This window comes from Bradyrhizobium sp. BWA-3-5, assembly GCF_032917985.1.
Taxonomy (GTDB): domain Bacteria; phylum Pseudomonadota; class Alphaproteobacteria; order Rhizobiales; family Xanthobacteraceae; genus Bradyrhizobium.
In genome coordinates, this window is the sequence record NZ_CP136627.1 from 90,815 (window position 1) to 110,154 (window position 19,340).

Genomic DNA, 19,340 nt, shown 5'->3' on the forward strand with positions numbered 1-19,340 from the left:
CCACCGAATAGATTTTGGCCGGTTTTCCTTATGTGACCGCAGTATTTCCATCGGCCTTCGTCCCTGGATTCAATTTCTCCCGACTGAGGCTTGGTTATCACCATTCTCATTAATTGGTGAAATCGATTGTTTTGATAGAACGCATCCATTCGATGGATCGAAGCCGGGCGAGCGCCGCCTTTCGGTGATTGCCCGCCCGCTACGCGCCGCGTCCAGACGCCCCGATGGTAGAAACAGCAAAGCACAGCGGCTGCAGGACCGGCTAGTCTTTTCTATGCGTGTCGACCGGCTTGGCCATGACTTGCGCGATTTCAGACTGCCCAGCTGTTAAGGAAAGAGCATGGCTGGATAACTCAAGGCAAAGCGGAGCGACGCACCGGCCGTGAGAGCATGTACGCCCCCATCCGCTTTCGCAATTTGCGCGCCGATGTAGCGTAGACACTTGCGACGCGTCTCGACTCTCCTGACGAGCCACCCACACCCGAAGATCTCGTCGGCGCGCATGGTCATCCGGCATGCACACTGTTCATCTCACGACCGTACTTCTATTTCCTCCGACTCAGGCGCTCCGCTTTATAAAGCGGTTTGTTGGCTGGTTCGGAATGCAGATCGAAACTATATCATGGCCTGATTTCGAGGACGTCATGGACAAACATTCGAGGAAGCCTCCATCAGATCTTCCGACGCTAGGAAGCACAGGCTGTTGCTGGCGGTAAATTCGAACAGAAAGCCGGCCGCGCGGCAATATAGGTGCGAATCCCTATCCGCACGACGCCGATCTTCGTTTTCATGTCGTCAAGCCGACGGCGCAACTCACCTTGTGCTTGAACAGCAATGAGTAAGTCACAAGCTTTAGCTAAAGAGGTGCTCAGCGAAGTGGAACAGATCGTTTCCGCGGCCGCTCGGAGTTGTGCGACCACGCGGTTATCTGATCCGGTCCGTCGTGATAGCGCTTTGATCCGTGCAAACAACATCGCCGCTTCGGATGGTCCAAGCCCAACGACGCCTACGAAGCTTGCCGGCGGCGTCGGAAGGTGTTGATTAGTCGGTTTCCAGAGATGGAGGCAATACCGGCTGTTATTCACGTATTGCGAATAAGGCGGATGCAGCTGCATCACGCATTCCTCTTCATCCTAAAACACGTTTTCCTCACGCGCCCACTCGGCGAGATGCGCGTCGAATGCCTGCCAGTTCGCGAAGGAATGTCCCGCGATCGCGTTCTTCTTCACATAGCCGACGCCATTCTCCGTCTTGCCCTTCGTGCGTGCCCGATACGGCGCGCAGGCGCGAGGACGGAGGCCCCAATGCTTCGCGAACGCGATCAGCTTGTCGTTAAACTGCACCGACCGGCTCACCGCGTCGCGACGCACCACGAGTGCGTGGATTGTCCATCAGCACTTCCTCCGGACGCCGCCGAAGGTCGTGAATGCGCTCTCGAGCCCAGCGAACCACGCTCTTGCTTTTCGGCCGGAAAACACACGCACATGCAGCCGTCGCGAATGCCCGAGCGTCGCCACTAACGGGAATGCTTTGACCATCACCCCGCCAATCTCGACCAGACGCTCCCCGGCGTCGATCTGCAGCTGCCGCCCCCGGGGGGCGTCTCGAACCGCGTCGTCGCCAGCGCCTCGCTGCACGTTTCGGGCGCGTGAGCGCCGAAGGGGCGCTCGCCCGCTCGGCCTTCAGCGCTCGGCGATAGGGCTGCACGGCGCGTTGCAGCGTTCGCCGGCTGATTGCCACTCCTTGCTCGGCCAGCAGGACCTGGGCGCACCACATCCGTATTGCCGCGATGCCGAATGAACTTCTCGCGCAGCCAGCCTTCAAGGCCGTCGAGCCGCTTCGCCCGCTCAGGCGACTTGAACGGCTTCACCCCGCCCGCCGCCACGTAGTCCTTTACCGTGTGATGACTGCAGCCGAGCTGGCGCGCCATCCGCTTCAGACCCCACCCGCACGCCCTCAGGCGCAACATGTCCGCCCCGTCATCCGGCGTCTTCATCACCTGCCCCCGTGGATCGCTCCACGACGAGCTTTCCGTGATTCGTCCTGGTTCATTCGCTCTCTCCTCGGCTATCCAAGGAGGGGACAATTCCTCATGGCGCCGCGAGAGCAGTTTTCCTTGGCGCGCGACACACTGACTTGAACGTCTAGTGCGATTCGATCCATGAATCTGTTAGCTGGCAAAACAGCAGGACAAAGCCCGACGCACGTTCTGGGGGATCAGAAATGCGTCGGGCTACAACCAGGGCTGGTTGGGGCATCGGGGTGTCCATGCCCAAGATAGTCCTGCAAATGATGTGCCGCTTGAAAGCTGTTGAACTCTGCTTTCAGCTGGTCGGTCGCAGAGCGATGTTGCCGCATACTTCGCGCATTACTACATTAACAAGTGATTGTCGGCCACTAGCCAGACCTGTCGGGCATCGAACAAACGTGTCATCGAACAGACAGCCGAATCCGTCTATTTTCAACCTTTCGCATCTCGTGCGGTTCGATGTTAGAGACCATCACGCAATCGTGCGGTCGCACTTGTCAAAATCGAGATCGCCAGGTCGATTTCCGCGTCAAGTCGGCGCGCCCGCTGCGAAGATGGTGGACTATTCGGAGAAACTCTGACACGTGCTCGATGGTTGGCCACACGTCACCCCGAGGCCGCCGCCAATGTTAACTCGCCCGCAGCCTGACTGCTTCTAGGAAGCGCACGACGTCGTCGGCACTCAGCACCGGCAGTTTGCGCGGTTTACGCGCATAGGCGATGCGCTCCGGAACGGTGTCAGGACCAAGCGTCACACCGTAGAAGAACCGCAGGGCACAGACGATCTGGTTCAGCGCCGGCCAGGGCATCCCCGTCGCACCAGATGAACCTGGAAGGCACGGATATCCTCCACCTCGAAGCGGTCAGGGGAACGACCGAAATATTGTCTCAACTTCACTACGGCGTTGAGGTAGGATTGCTGCGTCGACTGTGACAGATTGCGGGCCGTCATGCCTTGATCATACGGCGGCGAAGTGGGCTGATCTCAGCCATCGGAAAACCTCCTGTCTAAATCTTCGAAAACCCGCAATCCTCTCAGATAGGAGGCAATCCCGGCTATGGCCTCCTTACATGCCGCGCCAGCGGCTTCGTTCAATCCTGAAAATGAAACTGCTAGCTTTCGGGCCTTCAGACCCAGAAGGCTGCAATCTCAAACCTCGCTCTGCTCAAAAAATCGACTCCCACTCAATGACTTGGGAAGTTCTTCACATGGCGTAATCGCGGCTGACGGCTTCTCGAAGACACGATGTTGGATAGGATCTGCCTCCGCGGAATAGCGAAAGGGAGCAGCTCTATGAAGCAGTACGTTGGTTTGGACATCTCTATGGAAGAGACCAGCAGTTGCGTCTTGGACGAGAACGGCGGCGTGACATTCGAAGGTAACGCCCCTACCGATCCGGAGGCCATCGCTAAGCTCTTGCGGCGGCATGCCGGCAATGCTGAGCGGATCGTTTTTGAAACGGGCTCGCTATCCAATTGGCTTTGGCACCAGCTCAGGGCGCTAGGCTTTCCCGTCATCTGCCTTGATGCGCGTCATGCCAACGCAGCGTTATCGATGCGCATCAACAAATCGGACCAGAACGATGCCAAGGGATTGGCCGAAATGGCGCGCATGGGATGGTACCGGGAAGCTGCCGTGAAGGGGGCGGAGAGCTGGAAAACCCGTTCGATGTTGGCGGCTCGAACCAAGTTGGTGAATTTGCGGCGAGATCTCGACAACCAGATGCGCGGTCTGTGTAAGGGGCTCGGAATAGTGCTCGGCAAGGCCGGTTCGACCAACCTGGCTCGCAAAGTCGACGCCGTGCTCGCTGAAGCACCGGATTTGCAAGATATTTTCGCGCCGCTGCTCCTTGCCCAGTCCTGTTTGACCGAGCAAATCGAAAAATATGATCGACAACTCCTGGCAGTGGCAAAGGGCGACCAGACTGTTCGGCGAATGATGACCGTTCCTGGTATCGGTCCCCTGACTGCCCTCTCCTTCGTCGTTACCATCGATGATCCCACTCGCTTTAGACATTCCGCCGACGTTGGCGCCTATCTCGGCCTAACACCAAGACGTCATCAATCCGGTGAGATCGATCGCACGGGCCGCATCTCCAAACGCGGCGACCATCAGGTTCGAACTTATTTGTTCGAAGCCGCGAACGTCCTGCTGACCGTTGTCAGACGAGGTTCTGCGCTCAAGCGCTGGGGCAGCAAGCTGGCCAAACGCATCGGCGCCAAAAAGGCGAAGGTTGCCGTCGCACGCAAAATGGCTGTCATGCTCCATGCCATCTGGACCGATGGCACCGAGTTCCAGGCAGAGATGCGCACCGCATGAACCAGTCTTAAACAACTCCAGATCCGCCCTCGGCGGAACATGCGTCCCTGCCGGGACGAAGGCGTTGGCAATCTCGAAGTCGTCCCCGCGGGCGTTACGCGCACCGCGCTCTTCACATCGAGATGCCGCGCCTCTTGAACGCCACCATGCGGCGCTCCTGCATAGAGACGACCGCGGAAAGAACCATGAACCCGGCAGCGGATCATTTTTGTCTATCGGGGTTGACACCGTGCCCGCGATTAAAGAACGGCCGACTAGCTCGCCTCCGGTCTGCCGAAAAAAGGTGCTGAGATCCAAAATATAAAACCATTCATGCTCAGGAACTAGGAGTCCGCAGACTTTCTCGCGGGATCACATTCCATTCCGAACAGCGACGCATCTGCAGAGAGAGAGAGAAAGTCTATTTCAACGGAATAGCGCTCGAATAGCTGCCAATCGTCCGCAGGCCGATCTGCAGCATGAAGGCGTGATTGAGCACCGGCGGCGTCGTCCCGGCCGAATATGTGTAGGACGTGACGTAGTTGGCTGCCAGCACGAAGCAATCGTCTACATACCCAGCGCCGATGATGTACTGGTTCAGCTTGTTGGCTTCAAGATCCCAGCGCGCTTCGCCCGACACCACCCAGTTCGACGCCAGCTTGATCGATGCGGTGCCGAGCAGGCCTTCGCGCCGGGTCAAATAGCCGAGTTCCGGCTGGGCGGCGTAATTGCCGTACATCATGCTGACCGACCAGCGGTCGAACGAAGCGCGTCCCTCGGCTTCGAAGCGATTGACGTTCAACGTCGCCTCATCGACGCGCGAGCGCACGCTGAACGTATAGGTGCGGTTCGGCGAGTAATTGACGCGCGCGACATAGTCGGAGCGGGTGTTCTGCAGGCCGGAATTCAGCGCGGTATTGGTCGCGTCCGCCACCGCGAACGAGTTCAGGCCGAACAGCTGGTAGGACTGGCCGAACAGCACGTTGACGCTGCCGCCGCGATCGAACTGGGTGGTCGCCTGCACGCCGACATTGGCGCGGCCGCCGCCTTCGACACGGTCGTAGCCGGAGAACTTGTCGACTGCGAATAGGTTGCTGGCGTCGAACACCATGCTCTGCGCGTCTTCGTTCGGCAGGCGGCCGGCGAAGGTCTCGTTGGGGCGCAGGATGATCTGCGCGATCGGCTCGATTGTCGTGGTGCCCCACGGCTGAACGTTGATGAAGGGGTAGCGATATCCGAGCCCGACCGTCGGCATCAGGCGGAGCGCCTGGGTGTCGCCGACGGGCAGGAAGTTCGAAACGCCGGGCTGGTCCGAGATCGAGGCGTCGATCGCATCGGCGCGCAGAATCGCAAACGACGTCCAGATTTGGCCGATCGGATCGGTGTACGAGCGCCGCCACTGCGCTTCGGCGGTGAGCCGCGTATAGGTGCCGGGCATGCCGCGCAGCAGGCACTGCGAGGGGATGCGGGCCAGCGGATCGGCCGACGCGGTCAGGCAGAGGCCGTTGGTATTGGCCAGCGTCGTGATCGGGTCGAAGGCCGCCGTCGTGCGCGACAGGCTGGTGAAGTTCGTCTTGTAGCTGACCTCGCCGCCGAGGATCCGGTGATTGAAGACATTGTTGTAGTCGATGACCGGATGGATCACCGGCACCTTGTCCTGGTTGCCGGAGAACGACAGGTAGCCGATGCTAAAGTTTGATCCTGATAAACTCCCGAATTGCCGGAGCGCTACCGCTGATCAACTATCGCAGCGCGAGCCACGGGCGGCGCAGGCGGCTGTTGTTCGCTGAAAATGAGCGTTCCCTTAAGGAGCACTCCTGGAACCTGCTCCGCCGCGCCAACGCAAGTGGCAATCTTCCCGGCGCATGTTCCCACAAGCTTTAGCTCTCTAGTTCTTGATCGTTGCCGAAGACCGTTGGCTGCCCGTCAGTATGCCGTTTTGTTGTGACACTCGCGGTAAAATGAGCTCCATCGACTTCGCAAGAGCCGCTGTAGGTCATGACGCTATCACGGCCCCAGATTTTGCCGTCTGCGACGTGGGCGATGCCGGTGTCTTGGCCGAACGGCATCGTAAACCACGCCGCATAAGTGCCGTCTTTAAGCAAGGGGAAGCCCCCTCCCACGGTGTTCACAAGAACAGATGATCGGCATGGTTAGCGCTAAGATTTCGTTAATTCCGCGTCCGTGCGAAGCCGACTAGGCTGATCGAAGTTCAAATCCAAACCCCGCAGGATAAAATATTATTTCGATCAGGAAAACGACGCTTCCAATGACGAGCGCAGAGAAACACGTCACCGGATGATGCGGTGCGAAAGCCCGACTGCCAGTTTGAGACAGCCGGGCGAACGCAAACATAAATTTTGATGAATGACCGGTATTATACGGCTAATAACCAGGAGCACTATCCGGGCGAATACGGCATCGCGAAAGGCGGCGTTTGGATTGTTGTTAGGCGGCGCCAAGGCTCCGCCATCTCGCAGCAGCGGCTTCCGTCGTACCACCAGCCGCAAGACGCGATTTGGCGCATCCTGCAGTTCGTTGCACCCTCCCCCGGTCGGCACACGCTGCAACGCGCCTGCTCGTTTCGGAAACCCGATACAAGCGAGGGTAGAACTTACACGGGTAAACCTTCGTATAGCTGGTCCCCTCTTTTCTATACCCTCCGTACAATAGAACATGTCATCGACCTCCGTCAGCTAAGCCGTAGAGTGTGGATGGCAAATGCCTCCGCAATCGCCGAATGATCGATTGCACGTCAGCGAAGTGCTTTTCATAATAGGTGGGCAGCTGTATACCGGGGTTCGGCAGCTCGGCTTACCTCTCTTGACACAATCAGCGCCTTTACCTTACTCCAGTCTACCGGCACATCATGAAACTCGGCCCTAAACAAATCGTCAGAGGTGTGTTTGCTTCCCGGTCTCCCCAGGTCGGGAACGACGCTCGCACGTTTCCTTCAGCAACACCCCGATATTGCAAGCCGGTCTGAACCGCTGGCTGTCGTGGCACTTGCAGCGTTTGGGAGAGTAGACCCGCGACATCCGGCAGGAATGCCGTTGATGCTGGCCGGGACCTCTGAATTAACGACTATGGTGAGCCGCCTTTTTGCTGATCCAGCGTACGGCCAGTACCTAGTAGCAGCGGGTATTCGCCAGTCAAACGGCTGTTCAGCTCATCGAGGATATCGAGAGGTTTGATACATTGCAAAATGTAACTGGATCGACTGTGCCCGGGGCACGCACGCCAGAGGCAAACGATCGAGATCTGGGTTTAGATTTCGCGAAAGGAGTGCTCATCATTTTGGTGATCGTCGGTCACCTGATCCAATATGTCGTCTACCGAGATGAAGGCTTCTGGGAGTCGCCATTTTTTAAATTGATCTACATGTTCCACATGCCACTCTTTATGGCAATAAGCGGATATCTTTCTTGGCGAGCGCTCTTGCGAAAGTCGTTCACTCGAGCCATTAGTGATCGTGCGATGCAGCTCTTGGTGCCCGCGCTGTTTTGGTACGCTATGCTGGCGACAGCCAAGTTGGCCATATTTAGCCCGTCTGTAAGCGCGCCAGGCAGCGTTTTGGAGTTTCTAAACGATTCCGCCGGCACATACTGGTTCATCTGGGCTGCCTTTGTTTCTTTCCTTCTCGTCAAAATTCTTTCGAATTTCAATCATTGGTCGCCCTGGATCTTACTCGTATCAGTCATACTAGTCGAACTTGCACCTCTGACGTTTTCCATATCGCCCCTCATAAAGTATACTTACCCGTTTTTCTGCCTGGGATTCTGGTTTGCTCAATCGAGAGAACGGTGGACGAGCATAACGCGATCTCACAAGCCGCTCTTAATCGGGTTTTTCTCCATAGCGGCTTTGGTGTGCTTTCTAGGCTGGCGCAAAGACACTTACATCTACAACAATCTCGCCCTAATGCACGATATGGACTCGGCAAAAAACGTACTTCTGATGCTTCTTGGCTCCGCAGCGGCCTCAGCAATCGTGATCGAGCTCATCTTTCAATGCTGGAAAGTTGGCCGCTCAAATCGAGTGACCCGCTTTATCACCGTGGAACTGGGTCAGAGCACGCTGCTGCTATACTTGATCCAAGGTACCGTCTTTCGTTTCATGGATTGGATGCCGTACGGAGAACTTTGGGATCTGACGACCAGGTTGACAGTCGCTGGAATCTTTGGCGGAGCGATTGTTGCCGTCGCACTAATGGTACGCTGGATCGTGCGCGACATTCCCTATCTATCTCAGCTCGTTCTGGGAGCGCCACCACGCAGCGGCTTTTAAGGTCAGCCGGCGGACAGTTAGCTGCAGCCGAGATCTGAATTCGTGACTGGTCCGGATACTCATAGATCATTGGAGAGCCCGGCTTCTGGTTCGTCTCCTCGAGCATCGGTTGTAGTGACGTAGTCCTTATTGACTGTGTCGTCATGCCGCTCGAGCGGAGATCGCTGATGCTGACAATTCGTATCCGTCCGGTGAGGCTTTCAATTACCCACATTTCCAGCCGCTGCGATTTCGGCGCCGAGTTCGATATCTGTGAGTCTCGAGAGGCCGCGCCAGATGACAACATTTCCAGGCGGCGGATCGCCCGCCCTGGCCAGATAGCCACCCAATCGTGCTAGTTTGGTAAGTTAAAATGCAAGGGTTCCAGGGCGACATCGTCGGTGGCTGGCGAGCCGATCGAGCAATGCGATCTCGGTGTCCGTCAATGCGAGCTTCGGTGACGCGTCCGGGGCGATGCGATTGAGCATGGTGAGCCAGAGTACGCGCCAGCTGAGAATGCAGAAGACCGCCATTAGATTGGCAAGTCGCTCCGCGATAGCGTTGAATGAAGCGATACTTGGTGCCGTGCCACTTTCCTAGGATGTCGACGGGGTAGTTGAACTGCGTCGGCCGGATAGTGAGCATGAAGCGCGGCTTCAGGAAGCCGTCAATGAGCTGTTGGCAGGCGGGCGTCACCGCCGATTTATCTGCCGCGGATAGACCGCTCGCTCGCATGTGTCCTCTTGGCTCACGCCGCTTCGACATCGCTCGGCACAGGCTCTCGCCAGTTCCACGGCAGTAGTTCAGCCAGCCTCTGGATAGCATGATCGTTGATGCGTGCGAGCACGTCCGCGAGCCAAGCCTATGGATCGATGTCGTTGAGCTTGGCGCTGGCGATGAGGGTGTAGATCGCAGCAGCCCGCCGGCCGCCCTCATCGGAGCCGGCGAAGGTCCAGTTTCTCCTTCCCACAGCGACGGCCCGTAGCTCGCTGTTTGGCCTCTCGCCGCGCCGCCCGTTTTCCGCCCAGCATGAGTTTTGTCATACGCAGCGCAATGACGCCGCTCGCCTCGATCGCCAACCTTGTCATGGAATCAATGGCGCGAGTATTGCCCCGTGCTGCCAATGGGGAAACAGTTGCCGATTTGCTTTTTTAGGCCGGAGCGGGTTCGATCTCGATCTGCTCAGCCCGCTTTGCTTCCGCATCGTAAACCTTGATCTGAAGGTTGGGAAAGCGCGTCTTCAAGTCTTTGGCTGCTTCGATAGCAGAATCCTGGGTTTTGAACTCTCGTTTCGCATGGCCATCGACAATGAGGGCGTAACCAGTTGTCGGAAGTTCGGTCGGCGCCCTGATCGTTGTCGCTGGCGCCGCCACAGTCGATCGTTGCGTGCGCTGTTGTCGCATGGGAAAGCTCCGCATTGGGGGATTCCGCTGACAACGTCGTTGCAGCGCGACTGTTCCTATGTAACCGCGGTCATGCCCGGTGCCGGCGAAAGTTGCGGCCCGTCTGAACGGGTCTAGCGTGACTGCAGGTCGCGCAAATGGCTACCAGCCCCGCCTTGTATACTGCGCGATCAGGGCCCCTGCGTGCCCTCGTGGCGGCCTCACCCCTTATTTTAGAAAGGCTATTTTCCCTAGCCCTGGTCTACCTCGTTTGAGGATCCAATTTCGCTTCCGAATGGCCGCCGGCTCCTCACCTTGAGGGATGCCGCCAGCTGTATCATGGAGCTGCCGAAGGCCGAACACTCCGCGCCGGAATGGCAGGCTGCCACGGAGGCGCTCATCCTTGTTGCAGAGAGCGGCGGCCCGACGATGTTGGCCCGGATCGGCGTCATCCCGATCGCAAAAGTCATCATTGGGGCATGCGCAAGCTGAAGAGAGACCGAGGACCGTTTTTGTCTACGTCAACACCAGCAAGCAGGTTGAGCACATCAAGGTCTTCGCCAATCAAGACGCCGCGGAAAAGTGGTTCGAGGGAAACGATCCCGAAGGCGTGGCTTTTGGTTATGAAGTACTCGAGTGAAAGAGGCCGCCGGCTACCGGCCGCGCGTCCCGATGCGATGCCGCAAGCCTACGCTATATCGCGAATCAGTGAAGCCGCGACTCATGGAGTCAATCAGCGTTCACGCACAATCCACGGTAAAAATTCGGCTCACAGTTGCTTGAAAGTTGGAACGATCGTTCCCAATTTCCACTGATGACGCCGTCCGCAATCCGAAACTTGCGCGTCGGCGGACATAGCGCGGCCCGAGAGGTGGTGGAAACACCGCTCGGCCTCTGTCCCAACCTGGCGGCAGGGAAGGTGTGATCACATGGCGAGTAGTTATTGTAAACGATAATTGTCAAGTGCCCTTCTCGTCTTCTGTCGTCTCAACAAGAGATGACGACAATGGCTATCAACTTCGAGACTACTGACCCGAGCCGGCTTCTGGAGGCCTTCAAGAAGGCTATCCGCGACGGCAATGTCGTGACTTGGGCCGTCGACAAGGACGGCGATTTCTATCATACGCCCGATCAGTGGACCCGGCGCGGCTGGCTGAGGCCGACGGCGTACACTGGCCGGCTTACGCTTAACTTCATCCCCAGCACGGCTTTCAAGACGAGATGGGCAGACCTTGGTGTGATCCAAGGCCGTTTCATTGAGTCGATGATCATGCATTGTAACCAGTTATTCGACACGGCTTCCGCGACGGCGCGACCGACCAATTCTGACCAGATCAACACCACTGCCACTGCATAGCATCCTCGATCGAGCTGCGGCGAAAATCCGCGGCTCCATCATCAAACACTGTTAAATTTGAAGGAAAGCTAGATGACGAAACGACAAGTTTTCCATTCTGTCCCGAAAGGTGATGGCTGGGTCGTCAAAAAGGGCGGCGAAGTTGTATCCAATCACCGCACGCAAAAGGCCTCCGAGGCCGCGGCCGTGAAAGCCGGTCATCGCGCGCAAGATAGCGGCGGTCTTGGCCAAGCCGTTCTGCACAAGAGCGATGGTACGATCCGCGAAGAGCGAACTTACGGCAACGATCCCCGCACCATCAAGGGCTGATCCTCTGCGCCGGCAATTCTCATTTTGCCGGCGCAATTTCCCTTTCGGAGAAAACTGTCATGTTCGAACGACGCTCTACTGACGATTTGGCATGTATCGCCCTTGCGGGCGGCGGGTTCGCTTTGGATTGCACCGGCCGGCCTATCGATGATTTGGCGCGCATTGCCCTGGCAGCCTCAGGCAAAGGCACGTTAAGCGTGTCATGCTTTCAGCGCGATTCGCGAATTGAGGCATAGAAATGACGAAGAGTGCGCGGCCCCGTTTGGAGTGGTAGAGTTTGCGAGCTGTCAGCGTTGGATCGTGATGGAGTGTTTCGACGGCCAGAGAGTCTTTCGTTGTTCGAAAAGACGATTGGCTTCGATCTGCGCGACGGCATCCCGTATGAGAGGCGCAGCGAATTGCGAAATTTCTATCAGAAAATTTGGTGAGAATAAGCGAGACTTGAGTCGGATGTCGACGGATTTCAAGAATAGGGGGCTTTTCATCGTAGGGTCCAGCGTGGCCGGCACCAGGGCTTTCATCGAATACAAGCGCACCCGCCAGGTCGGTGGCAACGCTCGCATGATCTTTCGGCGCTGCTTAGCCATACGAGGGATCTGGGATTAAAACTGCCAGAGCATGTTCCCGAGTTCATTGAGAACCTCAGCCTCTTTCATAGAGATTTTTGGTTTCGCTACCCCGAAAAGCTGGCACAGCTAACGTCACTACGGCTCCGACGGCGCGTTACATTGCAGAACTACTCATGCGTACCGTTTTTGATGCGACGGAAGCGACGAGCAAACTCGGGTGATTAAGAGCTTCGCAGGAAAATTTGGCTCAAAGCGGTCGCAAAAATGCCGCACCTGTTCAGGCACAATATCCCAGGGCTTCCCATGAGGCGTGATGCACCACGACGGAATGTAGCCCGGCAGGTGGTCCCATCGCGGGATACGAAAGGGGTTCGTGCCTCGCCTGTCTTAATCTTCCGCTGTCATGCTGAAAGACCGCCACACCAAAGGCGGCCTTTTTGTTTGCGCTGAGTCGCCGCACGTCATTGTCTCAAGAGAGACAAGCCCCGCTCATTGTTGGGGGTGGGTAGCTCTTGGTTGGGGGTGGGTAGCTCTTGCGCTCGCCCCTTGGATGCGGAACACTTCCGTCGCGACCGCTGCTTACAAAGGGGCTATCGGTCGCGACTTTTCATGCCCCTACAGGAATTCAGGATTTCAAGCGCTCGCAATTGCGTACCAGGCAACGCGAGCTCCAACGGACGCTTCTTCCATGGGAATCCTGTCCAGCACTAGATCCGCGATGATCTTTCGCTGTGCATTCTCCCAGCCGGATAACATCCTCTCCGCGAGTGCACTACGAGGGGTGGGCGGCATCAGCCTTACGCAGTAGAGTTTTCGCCAACGACGGAGGGTGATGACCTTTACCCGAGTGCTTTGCTCACCTCCGGTTGGGAACTACCCCTTGAGTAAAATCAGAAACGACTTGGGGTGAACGTCAGAGGAGCGGTTGAGCTTTCCCCTGACTTTTATCGATTCTCGTGAGTTTACCCTGATCATTTGATTGCAGGGTAAACCGGCTCAGTCCGTCGTCAGCCCGGTTCTCGAGATCGGCCGGATCGATCTGCTTGCTGAGACTATCCGTGAGCTTCTCGCGATCGAGTTCACCTTCCCACCAGGCGACGATCACGCAGGCAACGCCATTGCCGCAGAGATTGGTGAGCGCCCGGCATTCGCTCATGAACTTGTCGATGCCGAGCACGATCGCCATGCCCGGCACTAGCCGCGGATCGACCACGGCGAGCGTTGCAGCAAGTGTGATGAAGCCGGCACCAGTTATGCCGGAGGCGCCCTTCGACGTCAGCATGGCCACGACCAGAATGGTCAGCTGCTGGCCGAAGGAAAGATTGATGCCGAGCGCCTGCGCAATGAACAGCGTCGCCAGAGTCATGTAGATGTTGGTGCCGTCGAGATTGAACGAGTATCCCGTCGGCACGACGAGCCCGACCACCGATTTCGAGCAGCCAAGACGCTCGAGCTTTTCCATCAACGATGGCAGCGCACTTTCCGACGAGGAGGTGCCGAGCACGATTAGCAGTTCGTCCTTGATATAGGCCAGGAACTTGAAGATCGAGAAGCCTGCTATCCGCGCGATAATGCCGAGCACAACGAACACGAACAGCGCCGCCGTGACATAGAACGTCGCGATCAGCCCGATCAGGTTGAGGATCGCACCGGAGCCGAACTTGCCGATGGTGTAGGCCATGGCGCCGAAAGCGCCGACCGGCGCCGCCCGCATCACGATCGAGATCACGCCGAACACGCCATGAGCGCCGTCATCGATGAAGGAGCGGATGGCTTGACCGCGTTCGCCAAGACCCATGAGCGCGAAGCCGAACAGGATCGAGAACAACAGCACCTGCAGGATCTCGCCCTGCGCAAACGCGCCGACCACGGTGTCTGGAATTATGTGCAGGATGAAGTCCACGGTCTTCTGCGCATCCGCCTGCTTCGCGTAGTTGGCCACAGCTTGTGCGTTCGCCGCGGCGCTACCAAATCCTGCGCCGGGCCGCAACAGATTGCCGACGATGACGCCGATCACCAGAGCGAAAGTGGAGACAATCTCGAAATAGACCAGCGCCTTGATGCCGATGCGTCCAACCTTTTTGGCGTCCTGGATATGGGCGATGCCCGAAACCACCGTGCAGAAGATGATCGGCGCGATCACCATCTTGATCAGCTTGATGAAGCCGTCGCCGAGCGCCTTGATCCAGTCATTGGTAGCCAGATTTGGCCAGAGCCAGCCAACGAGTGCGCCGAGCACGATCGCGATCAGCACTTGAACGTAGAGGATCCGATACCACTGTTTCGATGCGGTGGGTGCAGTCGGCGCCGTCGTCATCACAATCGTTGCCACGTTTACTCCCCTCTTCTTTTTCTTTCTTGCATTGCCGCTTAGGCCTTGCGCCGCGCATCGGTGATATGGATTTTCCAAAGATCGCGTTCTTGCGCCTTCATCAGCGATGGGGTCGCTTCAAACACCCTTCGGTTCCATATTGCCTTTCATGCGCACGGCAACCAAACCGCCACCCGAGCCGATTCGCCATCGACGCGTCGCGGAATAGGTTTGGTCATGTTGCATGCTACAACCTGACGCCACGTGAGGTTCAAGGCATTTCAGCCTCAAGCTGAACGAGATTCTATTGTGCCCATGCTCGGCTCTGCGCAGTTATTGCCAATCGCGCCACAATTGGAGCTTAGGTTAGGGTCGGCATGAAGATGCCGCGACCCAATTTCTTGACGCAAATTGGGCGCGACATTGATGGCCATCGTCGGCGGGTTATATGGCTTTATCTGGTGCCGCGATCTTCGCCGCGCAGGCGGTCATCGCCCGCGGTCTCGCTGGCGCGGCAGCCGAACATGGTGGGCGAGCCGGCGGGGTGTTAGTGGACTCGTCCGCCAACCCCCATCGTCATTGCGAGCCAACGGGTCGCAATGACAAGGTCAGCGCGACGCATTATAGGCGATAGCTCACTACGGCCGCATGAACATGAAATCCGTGGACGGATCGCAATTGTCGGCGACAAAGTGCAGCTCCGACTGAACGTCGGCGACGGGCCGGCTCTCGAGATATTTCGTGACCAGGAGACCGAGCAGCGCTCGGCAAACGCTGTCAGTCGCGTGGCCCGCGCCTGCCGCTTCCGCAATGGCGGCAGAGAAATGACGTGCTGCGATTTCGGTTGCTGACATCCCGTAGCTCCAAATCACCAGATCACCCATTATACCCAGAAATACCTGCAGCGCCATTGATCTTGGTCAACATAGATGGTGCCGTTGGTCCGTCGTGGTACTGACGGCTGTCTGCTGTTGGCCGTTGCGCTCTACACGCCAGGGCCAAAACCAAAGCAGATCCAGACTGTTGGTGCGCAGCCACAACATCATCACTAGACGTCGGATGCGCGCGAGAACCAGACGTCGGTCACAAAACTTTCGCAGAAGCAGAAGTCATCATCGATACACGGCACGGAGGCCGCACGGTGAGCGAAGCGCATTGGCAGCTCAGGATCTGCAGCAAGGCTTTATCAGCGCTGGTGATGGCGCCTGGATTCGATCCAGTCCTTGGCCGACAGCCTCGGCCTGCCTCGCGGATAGTTGGGGCTCGGCTGCTTGGCCAAACCGGTAAGGTCAGGATTGACTTACTGATGCGATCTTTGCCTGGCGAACTATATCCCAAGCGCCGAATGGCAAGCGGCGCCAGCAACTATGCCGTTATTTAGAACAATAATTGGCAGGCGCAGAGGCGGACGATCAGGGCGCTGTGGATCCGCCGAGAGCTCATGAGGATAGGGAAATCCAACGTGTGAAGGGTCCCATGGATCCAGAAGTGATGGTTTCCCTTCATGAACCTGCGCCTGAAAGAGCAGACGAAATTTTACACGGAGTACGACCTGAAGAATGGGACGCTCGGGGCTCTTGCATCGGGCAATATGCCGCTATTTATACGGCATGTTGCCGCTCGAGGGAGGCCCTGTGTCCATTGTCGAAATCGTAGCAACGACGCGCGGCGGACGCTCGGTCCTTGGAGAGGTCATACGCTCTCAGGCGGACCTCGCCCTGGCGGTGCGAAAGCAGCTTCCCCTGACCGCGCTGCATGGGTTGGCAAAGGCGGGACTTACCGAACAGGAAATCGAGTTGTTCGTCATTCCGCAACGCACGTCATCAATGGCGAGTGCCGAAGCGAGAAAGGTGGATGTGAGCAAGAAGTTGCGCGCAAATTGCCGGCGGAGGAGGAAGACAAGTTTCGAATCTCGGTAAGACGTCTGTGGCACGTCACAGCGAACCAAGTCTCACCTTCGGGCCAAAACCTCAGGTGAGGCCAATGTCTGTACTCCCGGACCGACATCTTCGCGTGTGACCACGGCTGACGGCAGGTCTCCTGGCTCGCGGGTCGTTACCTTGCGTCGCCTTCCCGGGACCGTGTCGCCCAGTGGCATCTGACGAAAGATTCTCCGCGTACAGTTGCGGCGTTGAGGAATCTCTCACACCGCATTCCCTTTTCATCCCCAGAACAGCGAACCGTCACGAACATCTAGAACTAAGCCCGGCCGGCAGTCAATGCTGGCCTGGGTCGAAGACGGAAATTGATGACTAAGATACGTATCCGCACGGCGGTGTCGGGCCGACTCCTTCTCGCATTGACAATGGCGGAGATGGAGTGCCCTATCCTGACTTGGAACAACACAGCATGGCCGTCACACTTTCGGAGATATTGCATGGAAGGAGAGACCTTCCTTTGGCTGGTCCGGCATGCGGTTGTCGACTGCCCTGGAGGTACAATTCACCCTGCCGATGCTCCGGCCGACCTTGGTGATCGGACGCATTTGGACGCCGTGCGGAGGTCCTTGCCGCAGAACGCCGTCAGTTATGCAAGTCCGTCTCAACGAACTCTCGATACAGCGCGTGCCCTCCGCCTTGATCCAATCCCGGTGCGTGAGTTCATGGAGCAGAATTTAGGAGATTGGACCGGCCGACGTCACGACGATCTCGCTTTCGGAGGAGAAAGCTATGCGCAGTTCTGGAAGGATGCCGCTCGCTCAAGGCCACCCGGCGGCGAAAGCTTCGAAGATCAAATTGCCAGGGTTCGGCTCGGGCTTCACAAGATAGCTCCCGGTCTTGCAACGCTCGTGGTTCACTCTGGCACTATTCGCGCTGCGCTCTGCGTCGCCCTCGATGTCGAACCGCGAGCAGCCTTGCGCTTCGTTATTCATCCACTGTCCATAACGCGAATTGATCGGCTGCGGAACGATTGGCGGGTTGTGTCGGTAAATCAGAACGTCACTCTATGATCGATTCGGAACCTTGGCTTGCGCGAAGGTCGCCATGCCGTTATGCAGGGCGCATGCAAGCCGCAGAATCGGCAATGCTAGCGCGGCGCCCGTTCCCTCGCCGAGCCGAAGATCCAGATTGAATAGTGGCTTGGCGCTCAAGGCCTGAAGAACCAGGCAGTGCCCCTGCTCTGCCGATTGATGGGAGAATAAAAGAAATCGCCGACAGGAAGGATTGAGACGCACCGCTGCCAATGCCTCGACGGAAACGATGAAGCCGTCGATCAGAAGCGGAACGCGACGCTGTGCGGCGGCGATGATCGCGCCAGTGATCGCCGCAATTTCCAGACCGCCGACGGCGCACAGGATCCGGTCGGGAGCAGTACCTGCTATTGTGAGCCCATGACGAGCCAACGCGCCGTCTATCAGGTGCGCCTTACGTGCGCGCTTTGCTGCATCTAGGCCCGTTCCGCTGCCGGCCACCTGCTCGGCGCTCACGCCGAGCAGGGCGGCGGCGATTGCCGCCGAAGTCGTGGTATTGCCGATACCCATGTCGCCAAGGATCAGAAGATCGGGTTCTTTCGTGGCAGCCCGCAGAACCGCGCGCTTGCCGCAGTCAAGGGCTAAGGCCAACTCCGCAGGCTCAAGTGCCGCTTCCTGGCTAAAGTCGCGGCTACTCCGCCGCGGCTTGTCAGTCACGACACCCTCGATCGGAACTTCCGCGAGCGTGCCCGCATCGACGATCTCAAGACTCAAGCCCAGCTCGCGCGCCAGAATCGAAATTGCGGCGCCGCCCGAGGCGAAGTTGGACATCATCGCGATCGTGACTTCCTGCGGATAGGCCGATACGCCTTGGGCGACGATCCCATGATCGCCAGCGAAGACGATGATCGGCGCGCTTTGGGCCCGCGGCTGCTCCGTTTGTTGCAGACCGGCGAGTTCGATCGCGAGATGCTCGAGCCGGCCGAGTGCGCCGTCTGGTTTGGTAAGTTCAGCCTGACGGGCCAGCGCTGCATCGCGATGGATGACTGAAACGTCGGGGCACTCCTGATAGACCCACTCCGGTAGCATGATGTCCTGCCGTTGCATGTTGTCGTTACGAGCGAGCCCGCGCGCGGGGAGCGCTACGATCCGCGCTTGAGAATGTAGCTGTCCATGATCCAGCCCTGCCTTTCGCGCGCTTGCTGTCGAGCGGCGACGATGCTTGGACCCACTTCGGCCAGCGCACCCGACATCGTGATCTCCTCACCCATGCCGAGATAGGCGCCCCACCAGATGTGCAGCCCTGCCGGATCGAGCGACTGAAACGCCGCACCGCCATCGAGCATCACGACCACGGTGTTCGTGCCGTGCGGCCAACCGCCTTCGCGCAGCCGTCGTCCCGTTGTCACCAGGAAAGGCTCGCCTATTTCGTTCAACGGCAGCGAATGTGCCGCGCAAAGCGCCTGGATTGACGTGATACCGGGGACGACCTCGATGGCTGGCAACGGATCAAGCCTTCGCGCGATCCGCAGGCTCGAATCGTATAGCGAAGGATCTCCCCAGATCAGCAGGGCAACGCGCCCCTCACTCCCGAGATGCTGCGCAATTTCGTGCGACCAGGTCGAGGCCAAGGCATCGTGCCATTCATCCACGCCCTTGCGGTAATCCTCTTGGCCGGCGTCACGCACCGGTATGACGAACTCGGCGATCCGCGTCCGGTCGTTGTCAAGCACCTGCGCGCAGATCGTCCGCCGCAATTCGGCGAGATCGGATTTCACGTCCCCCTTGCGCGGGATGAGAACGAGATCGGCGGCGTTGATCGCGCGCACGGCAGCAAGCGTAAGCTGCTCGGGATCGCCGCAACCGATGCCTATCAGGGAGAGCGTCAGCATAGCTTATGCGAAGGG

At 58.0% G+C, this 19,340-nt stretch carries 16 protein-coding genes, 3 pseudogenes and 1 riboswitch; of the genes and pseudogenes, 7 read left to right on the plus strand and 12 right to left on the minus strand.

Annotated features, from left to right (window positions below; translation table 11 throughout):
* Positions 1 to 686 precede the first annotated feature (686 nt).
* The 3 genes and pseudogenes from RX331_RS38375 to RX331_RS38385 form a co-directional block, all read right to left on the minus strand.
* Positions 687 to 1,115 (minus strand): hypothetical protein, encoded by a 429-nt coding sequence (locus tag RX331_RS38375; protein ID WP_317252710.1) that lies wholly within the window; start codon positions 1,113 to 1,115, stop codon positions 687 to 689.
* An 18-nt stretch (positions 1,116 to 1,133) separates the two neighbouring features.
* Positions 1,134 to 1,373: a hypothetical protein gene (locus RX331_RS38380; RefSeq protein ID WP_317252711.1), complete on the minus strand. Its 240-nt coding sequence runs from the start codon at positions 1,371 to 1,373 to the stop codon at positions 1,134 to 1,136.
* A 1,303-nt stretch (positions 1,374 to 2,676) separates the two neighbouring features.
* Positions 2,677 to 3,022: pseudogene (locus tag RX331_RS38385) on the minus strand (phage integrase N-terminal SAM-like domain-containing protein); the annotation flags it as partial.
* A gap of 301 nt (positions 3,023 to 3,323) precedes the next feature.
* On the opposite strand from RX331_RS38385, the gene RX331_RS38390 reads away from it, so the two are divergent.
* A complete protein-coding gene (locus RX331_RS38390; protein WP_317252712.1) occupies positions 3,324 to 4,349 on the plus strand; it encodes an IS110 family transposase in 1,026 nt (341 codons plus the stop codon).
* A 400-nt stretch (positions 4,350 to 4,749) separates the two neighbouring features.
* On the opposite strand, the pseudogene RX331_RS38395 reads toward RX331_RS38390, so the two are convergent.
* Together RX331_RS38395 and RX331_RS38400 are read right to left on the minus strand one after the other, a co-directional pair.
* Positions 4,750 to 6,030, minus strand: a pseudogene (locus RX331_RS38395) (LPS-assembly protein LptD); the annotation flags it as partial.
* Between the two features lie 178 nt (positions 6,031 to 6,208).
* Positions 6,209 to 6,433: a hypothetical protein gene (locus RX331_RS38400; protein ID WP_317252713.1), complete on the minus strand. Its 225-nt coding sequence runs from the start codon at positions 6,431 to 6,433 to the stop codon at positions 6,209 to 6,211.
* 1,093 nt (positions 6,434 to 7,526) lie between these two features.
* Between RX331_RS38400 and nolL the strand changes: the two genes are divergently transcribed.
* On the plus strand, positions 7,527 to 8,615 hold the full coding sequence (gene nolL / locus RX331_RS38405) for a nodulation factor fucose acetyltransferase NolL (protein WP_317252714.1): 1,089 nt from the start codon (positions 7,527 to 7,529) through the stop codon (positions 8,613 to 8,615).
* Positions 8,616 to 9,342: 727 nt separating this feature from the next.
* Here nolL and RX331_RS38410 read toward each other — a convergent pair.
* Together RX331_RS38410 and RX331_RS38415 are read right to left on the minus strand one after the other, a co-directional pair.
* Positions 9,343 to 9,579, minus strand: a pseudogene (locus tag RX331_RS38410) (transposase domain-containing protein); the annotation flags it as partial.
* Between the two features lie 166 nt (positions 9,580 to 9,745).
* Positions 9,746 to 9,997, minus strand: a complete 252-nt coding sequence (locus RX331_RS38415) for a hypothetical protein (RefSeq protein ID WP_317252715.1) — start codon at positions 9,995 to 9,997, stop codon at positions 9,746 to 9,748.
* 318 nt (positions 9,998 to 10,315) lie between these two features.
* Here RX331_RS38415 and RX331_RS38420 point away from each other — a divergent pair, with 318 nt between their 5' ends.
* From RX331_RS38420 to RX331_RS38430, 3 genes are all read left to right on the plus strand, one after another.
* Entirely contained in the window at positions 10,316 to 10,468 is a 153-nt protein-coding gene (locus RX331_RS38420; protein WP_317252716.1) for a hypothetical protein, read from the plus strand.
* A 514-nt stretch (positions 10,469 to 10,982) separates the two neighbouring features.
* Positions 10,983 to 11,333: a hypothetical protein gene (locus RX331_RS38425; RefSeq protein ID WP_317252717.1), complete on the plus strand. Its 351-nt coding sequence runs from the start codon at positions 10,983 to 10,985 to the stop codon at positions 11,331 to 11,333.
* Between the two features lie 72 nt (positions 11,334 to 11,405).
* Complete coding sequence (locus tag RX331_RS38430; protein WP_317252718.1) at positions 11,406 to 11,642, plus strand: DUF2188 domain-containing protein; 237 nt, start codon at positions 11,406 to 11,408, stop codon at positions 11,640 to 11,642.
* Between the two features lie 287 nt (positions 11,643 to 11,929).
* Here the strand turns inward: RX331_RS38430 and RX331_RS38435 are convergent, their stop codons facing one another.
* From RX331_RS38435 to RX331_RS38445, 3 genes are all read right to left on the minus strand, one after another.
* The gene (locus RX331_RS38435; protein ID WP_317252719.1) at positions 11,930 to 12,229 is read right to left on the minus strand and encodes a hypothetical protein; all 300 of its coding nucleotides are present in this window, start codon (positions 12,227 to 12,229) and stop codon (positions 11,930 to 11,932) included.
* An 895-nt stretch (positions 12,230 to 13,124) separates the two neighbouring features.
* Positions 13,125 to 14,528 carry a dicarboxylate/amino acid:cation symporter gene (locus RX331_RS38440; protein WP_410708323.1) on the minus strand — a complete coding sequence of 468 codons (1,404 nt, stop codon included), beginning with the start codon at positions 14,526 to 14,528 and terminating at the stop codon, positions 13,125 to 13,127.
* Between the two features lie 632 nt (positions 14,529 to 15,160).
* Complete coding sequence (locus RX331_RS38445) at positions 15,161 to 15,376, minus strand: hypothetical protein (protein ID WP_317252720.1); 216 nt, start codon at positions 15,374 to 15,376, stop codon at positions 15,161 to 15,163.
* A 780-nt stretch (positions 15,377 to 16,156) separates the two neighbouring features.
* Here RX331_RS38445 and RX331_RS38450 point away from each other — a divergent pair.
* Entirely contained in the window at positions 16,157 to 16,441 is a 285-nt protein-coding gene (locus RX331_RS38450) for a hypothetical protein (RefSeq protein ID WP_317252721.1), read from the plus strand.
* A 93-nt stretch (positions 16,442 to 16,534) separates the two neighbouring features.
* A riboswitch (cobalamin riboswitch) is annotated at positions 16,535 to 16,722 on the minus strand.
* A 177-nt stretch (positions 16,723 to 16,899) separates the two neighbouring features.
* A complete protein-coding gene (locus RX331_RS38455; RefSeq protein ID WP_317252722.1) occupies positions 16,900 to 17,472 on the plus strand; it encodes a histidine phosphatase family protein in 573 nt (190 codons plus the stop codon).
* Here RX331_RS38455 and cobT read toward each other — a convergent pair.
* Together cobT and cobF are read right to left on the minus strand one after the other, a co-directional pair.
* On the minus strand, positions 17,467 to 18,522 hold the full coding sequence (gene cobT, locus RX331_RS38460) for a nicotinate-nucleotide--dimethylbenzimidazole phosphoribosyltransferase (protein WP_317258255.1): 1,056 nt from the start codon (positions 18,520 to 18,522) through the stop codon (positions 17,467 to 17,469). The genes RX331_RS38455 and cobT overlap by 6 nt on opposite strands.
* 53 nt (positions 18,523 to 18,575) lie before the next feature.
* Positions 18,576 to 19,325, minus strand: a complete 750-nt coding sequence (gene cobF / locus RX331_RS38465) for a precorrin-6A synthase (deacetylating) (RefSeq protein ID WP_317252723.1) — start codon at positions 19,323 to 19,325, stop codon at positions 18,576 to 18,578.
* Between the last annotated feature and the right edge of the window lie 15 nt (positions 19,326 to 19,340).

Bases quoted from the DNA above. Each gene is read 5' to 3' on its own strand.
- RX331_RS38375 (WP_317252710.1), bottom strand. From the start codon at position 1,115: ATGCAGCTGCATCCGCCTTATTCGCAATACGTGAATAACAGCCGGTAT.
- RX331_RS38390 (WP_317252712.1), top strand. From the start codon at position 3,324: ATGAAGCAGTACGTTGGTTTGGACATCTCTATGGAAGAGACCAGCAGT.
- RX331_RS38415 (WP_317252715.1), bottom strand. From the start codon at position 9,997: ATGCGACAACAGCGCACGCAACGATCGACTGTGGCGGCGCCAGCGACA.
- RX331_RS38420 (WP_317252716.1), top strand. From the start codon at position 10,316: ATGGAGCTGCCGAAGGCCGAACACTCCGCGCCGGAATGGCAGGCTGCC.
- RX331_RS38425 (WP_317252717.1), top strand. From the start codon at position 10,983: ATGGCTATCAACTTCGAGACTACTGACCCGAGCCGGCTTCTGGAGGCC.
- RX331_RS38430 (WP_317252718.1), top strand. From the start codon at position 11,406: ATGACGAAACGACAAGTTTTCCATTCTGTCCCGAAAGGTGATGGCTGG.
- RX331_RS38435 (WP_317252719.1), bottom strand. From the start codon at position 12,229: ATGGCTAAGCAGCGCCGAAAGATCATGCGAGCGTTGCCACCGACCTGG.
- RX331_RS38440 (WP_410708323.1), bottom strand. From the start codon at position 14,528: ATGACGACGGCGCCGACTGCACCCACCGCATCGAAACAGTGGTATCGG.
- RX331_RS38445 (WP_317252720.1), bottom strand. From the start codon at position 15,376: ATGTCAGCAACCGAAATCGCAGCACGTCATTTCTCTGCCGCCATTGCG.
- RX331_RS38455 (WP_317252722.1), top strand. From the start codon at position 16,900: ATGGAAGGAGAGACCTTCCTTTGGCTGGTCCGGCATGCGGTTGTCGAC.
- cobT (WP_317258255.1), bottom strand. From the start codon at position 18,522: ATGCTACCGGAGTGGGTCTATCAGGAGTGCCCCGACGTTTCAGTCATC.
- cobF (WP_317252723.1), bottom strand. From the start codon at position 19,325: ATGCTGACGCTCTCCCTGATAGGCATCGGTTGCGGCGATCCCGAGCAG.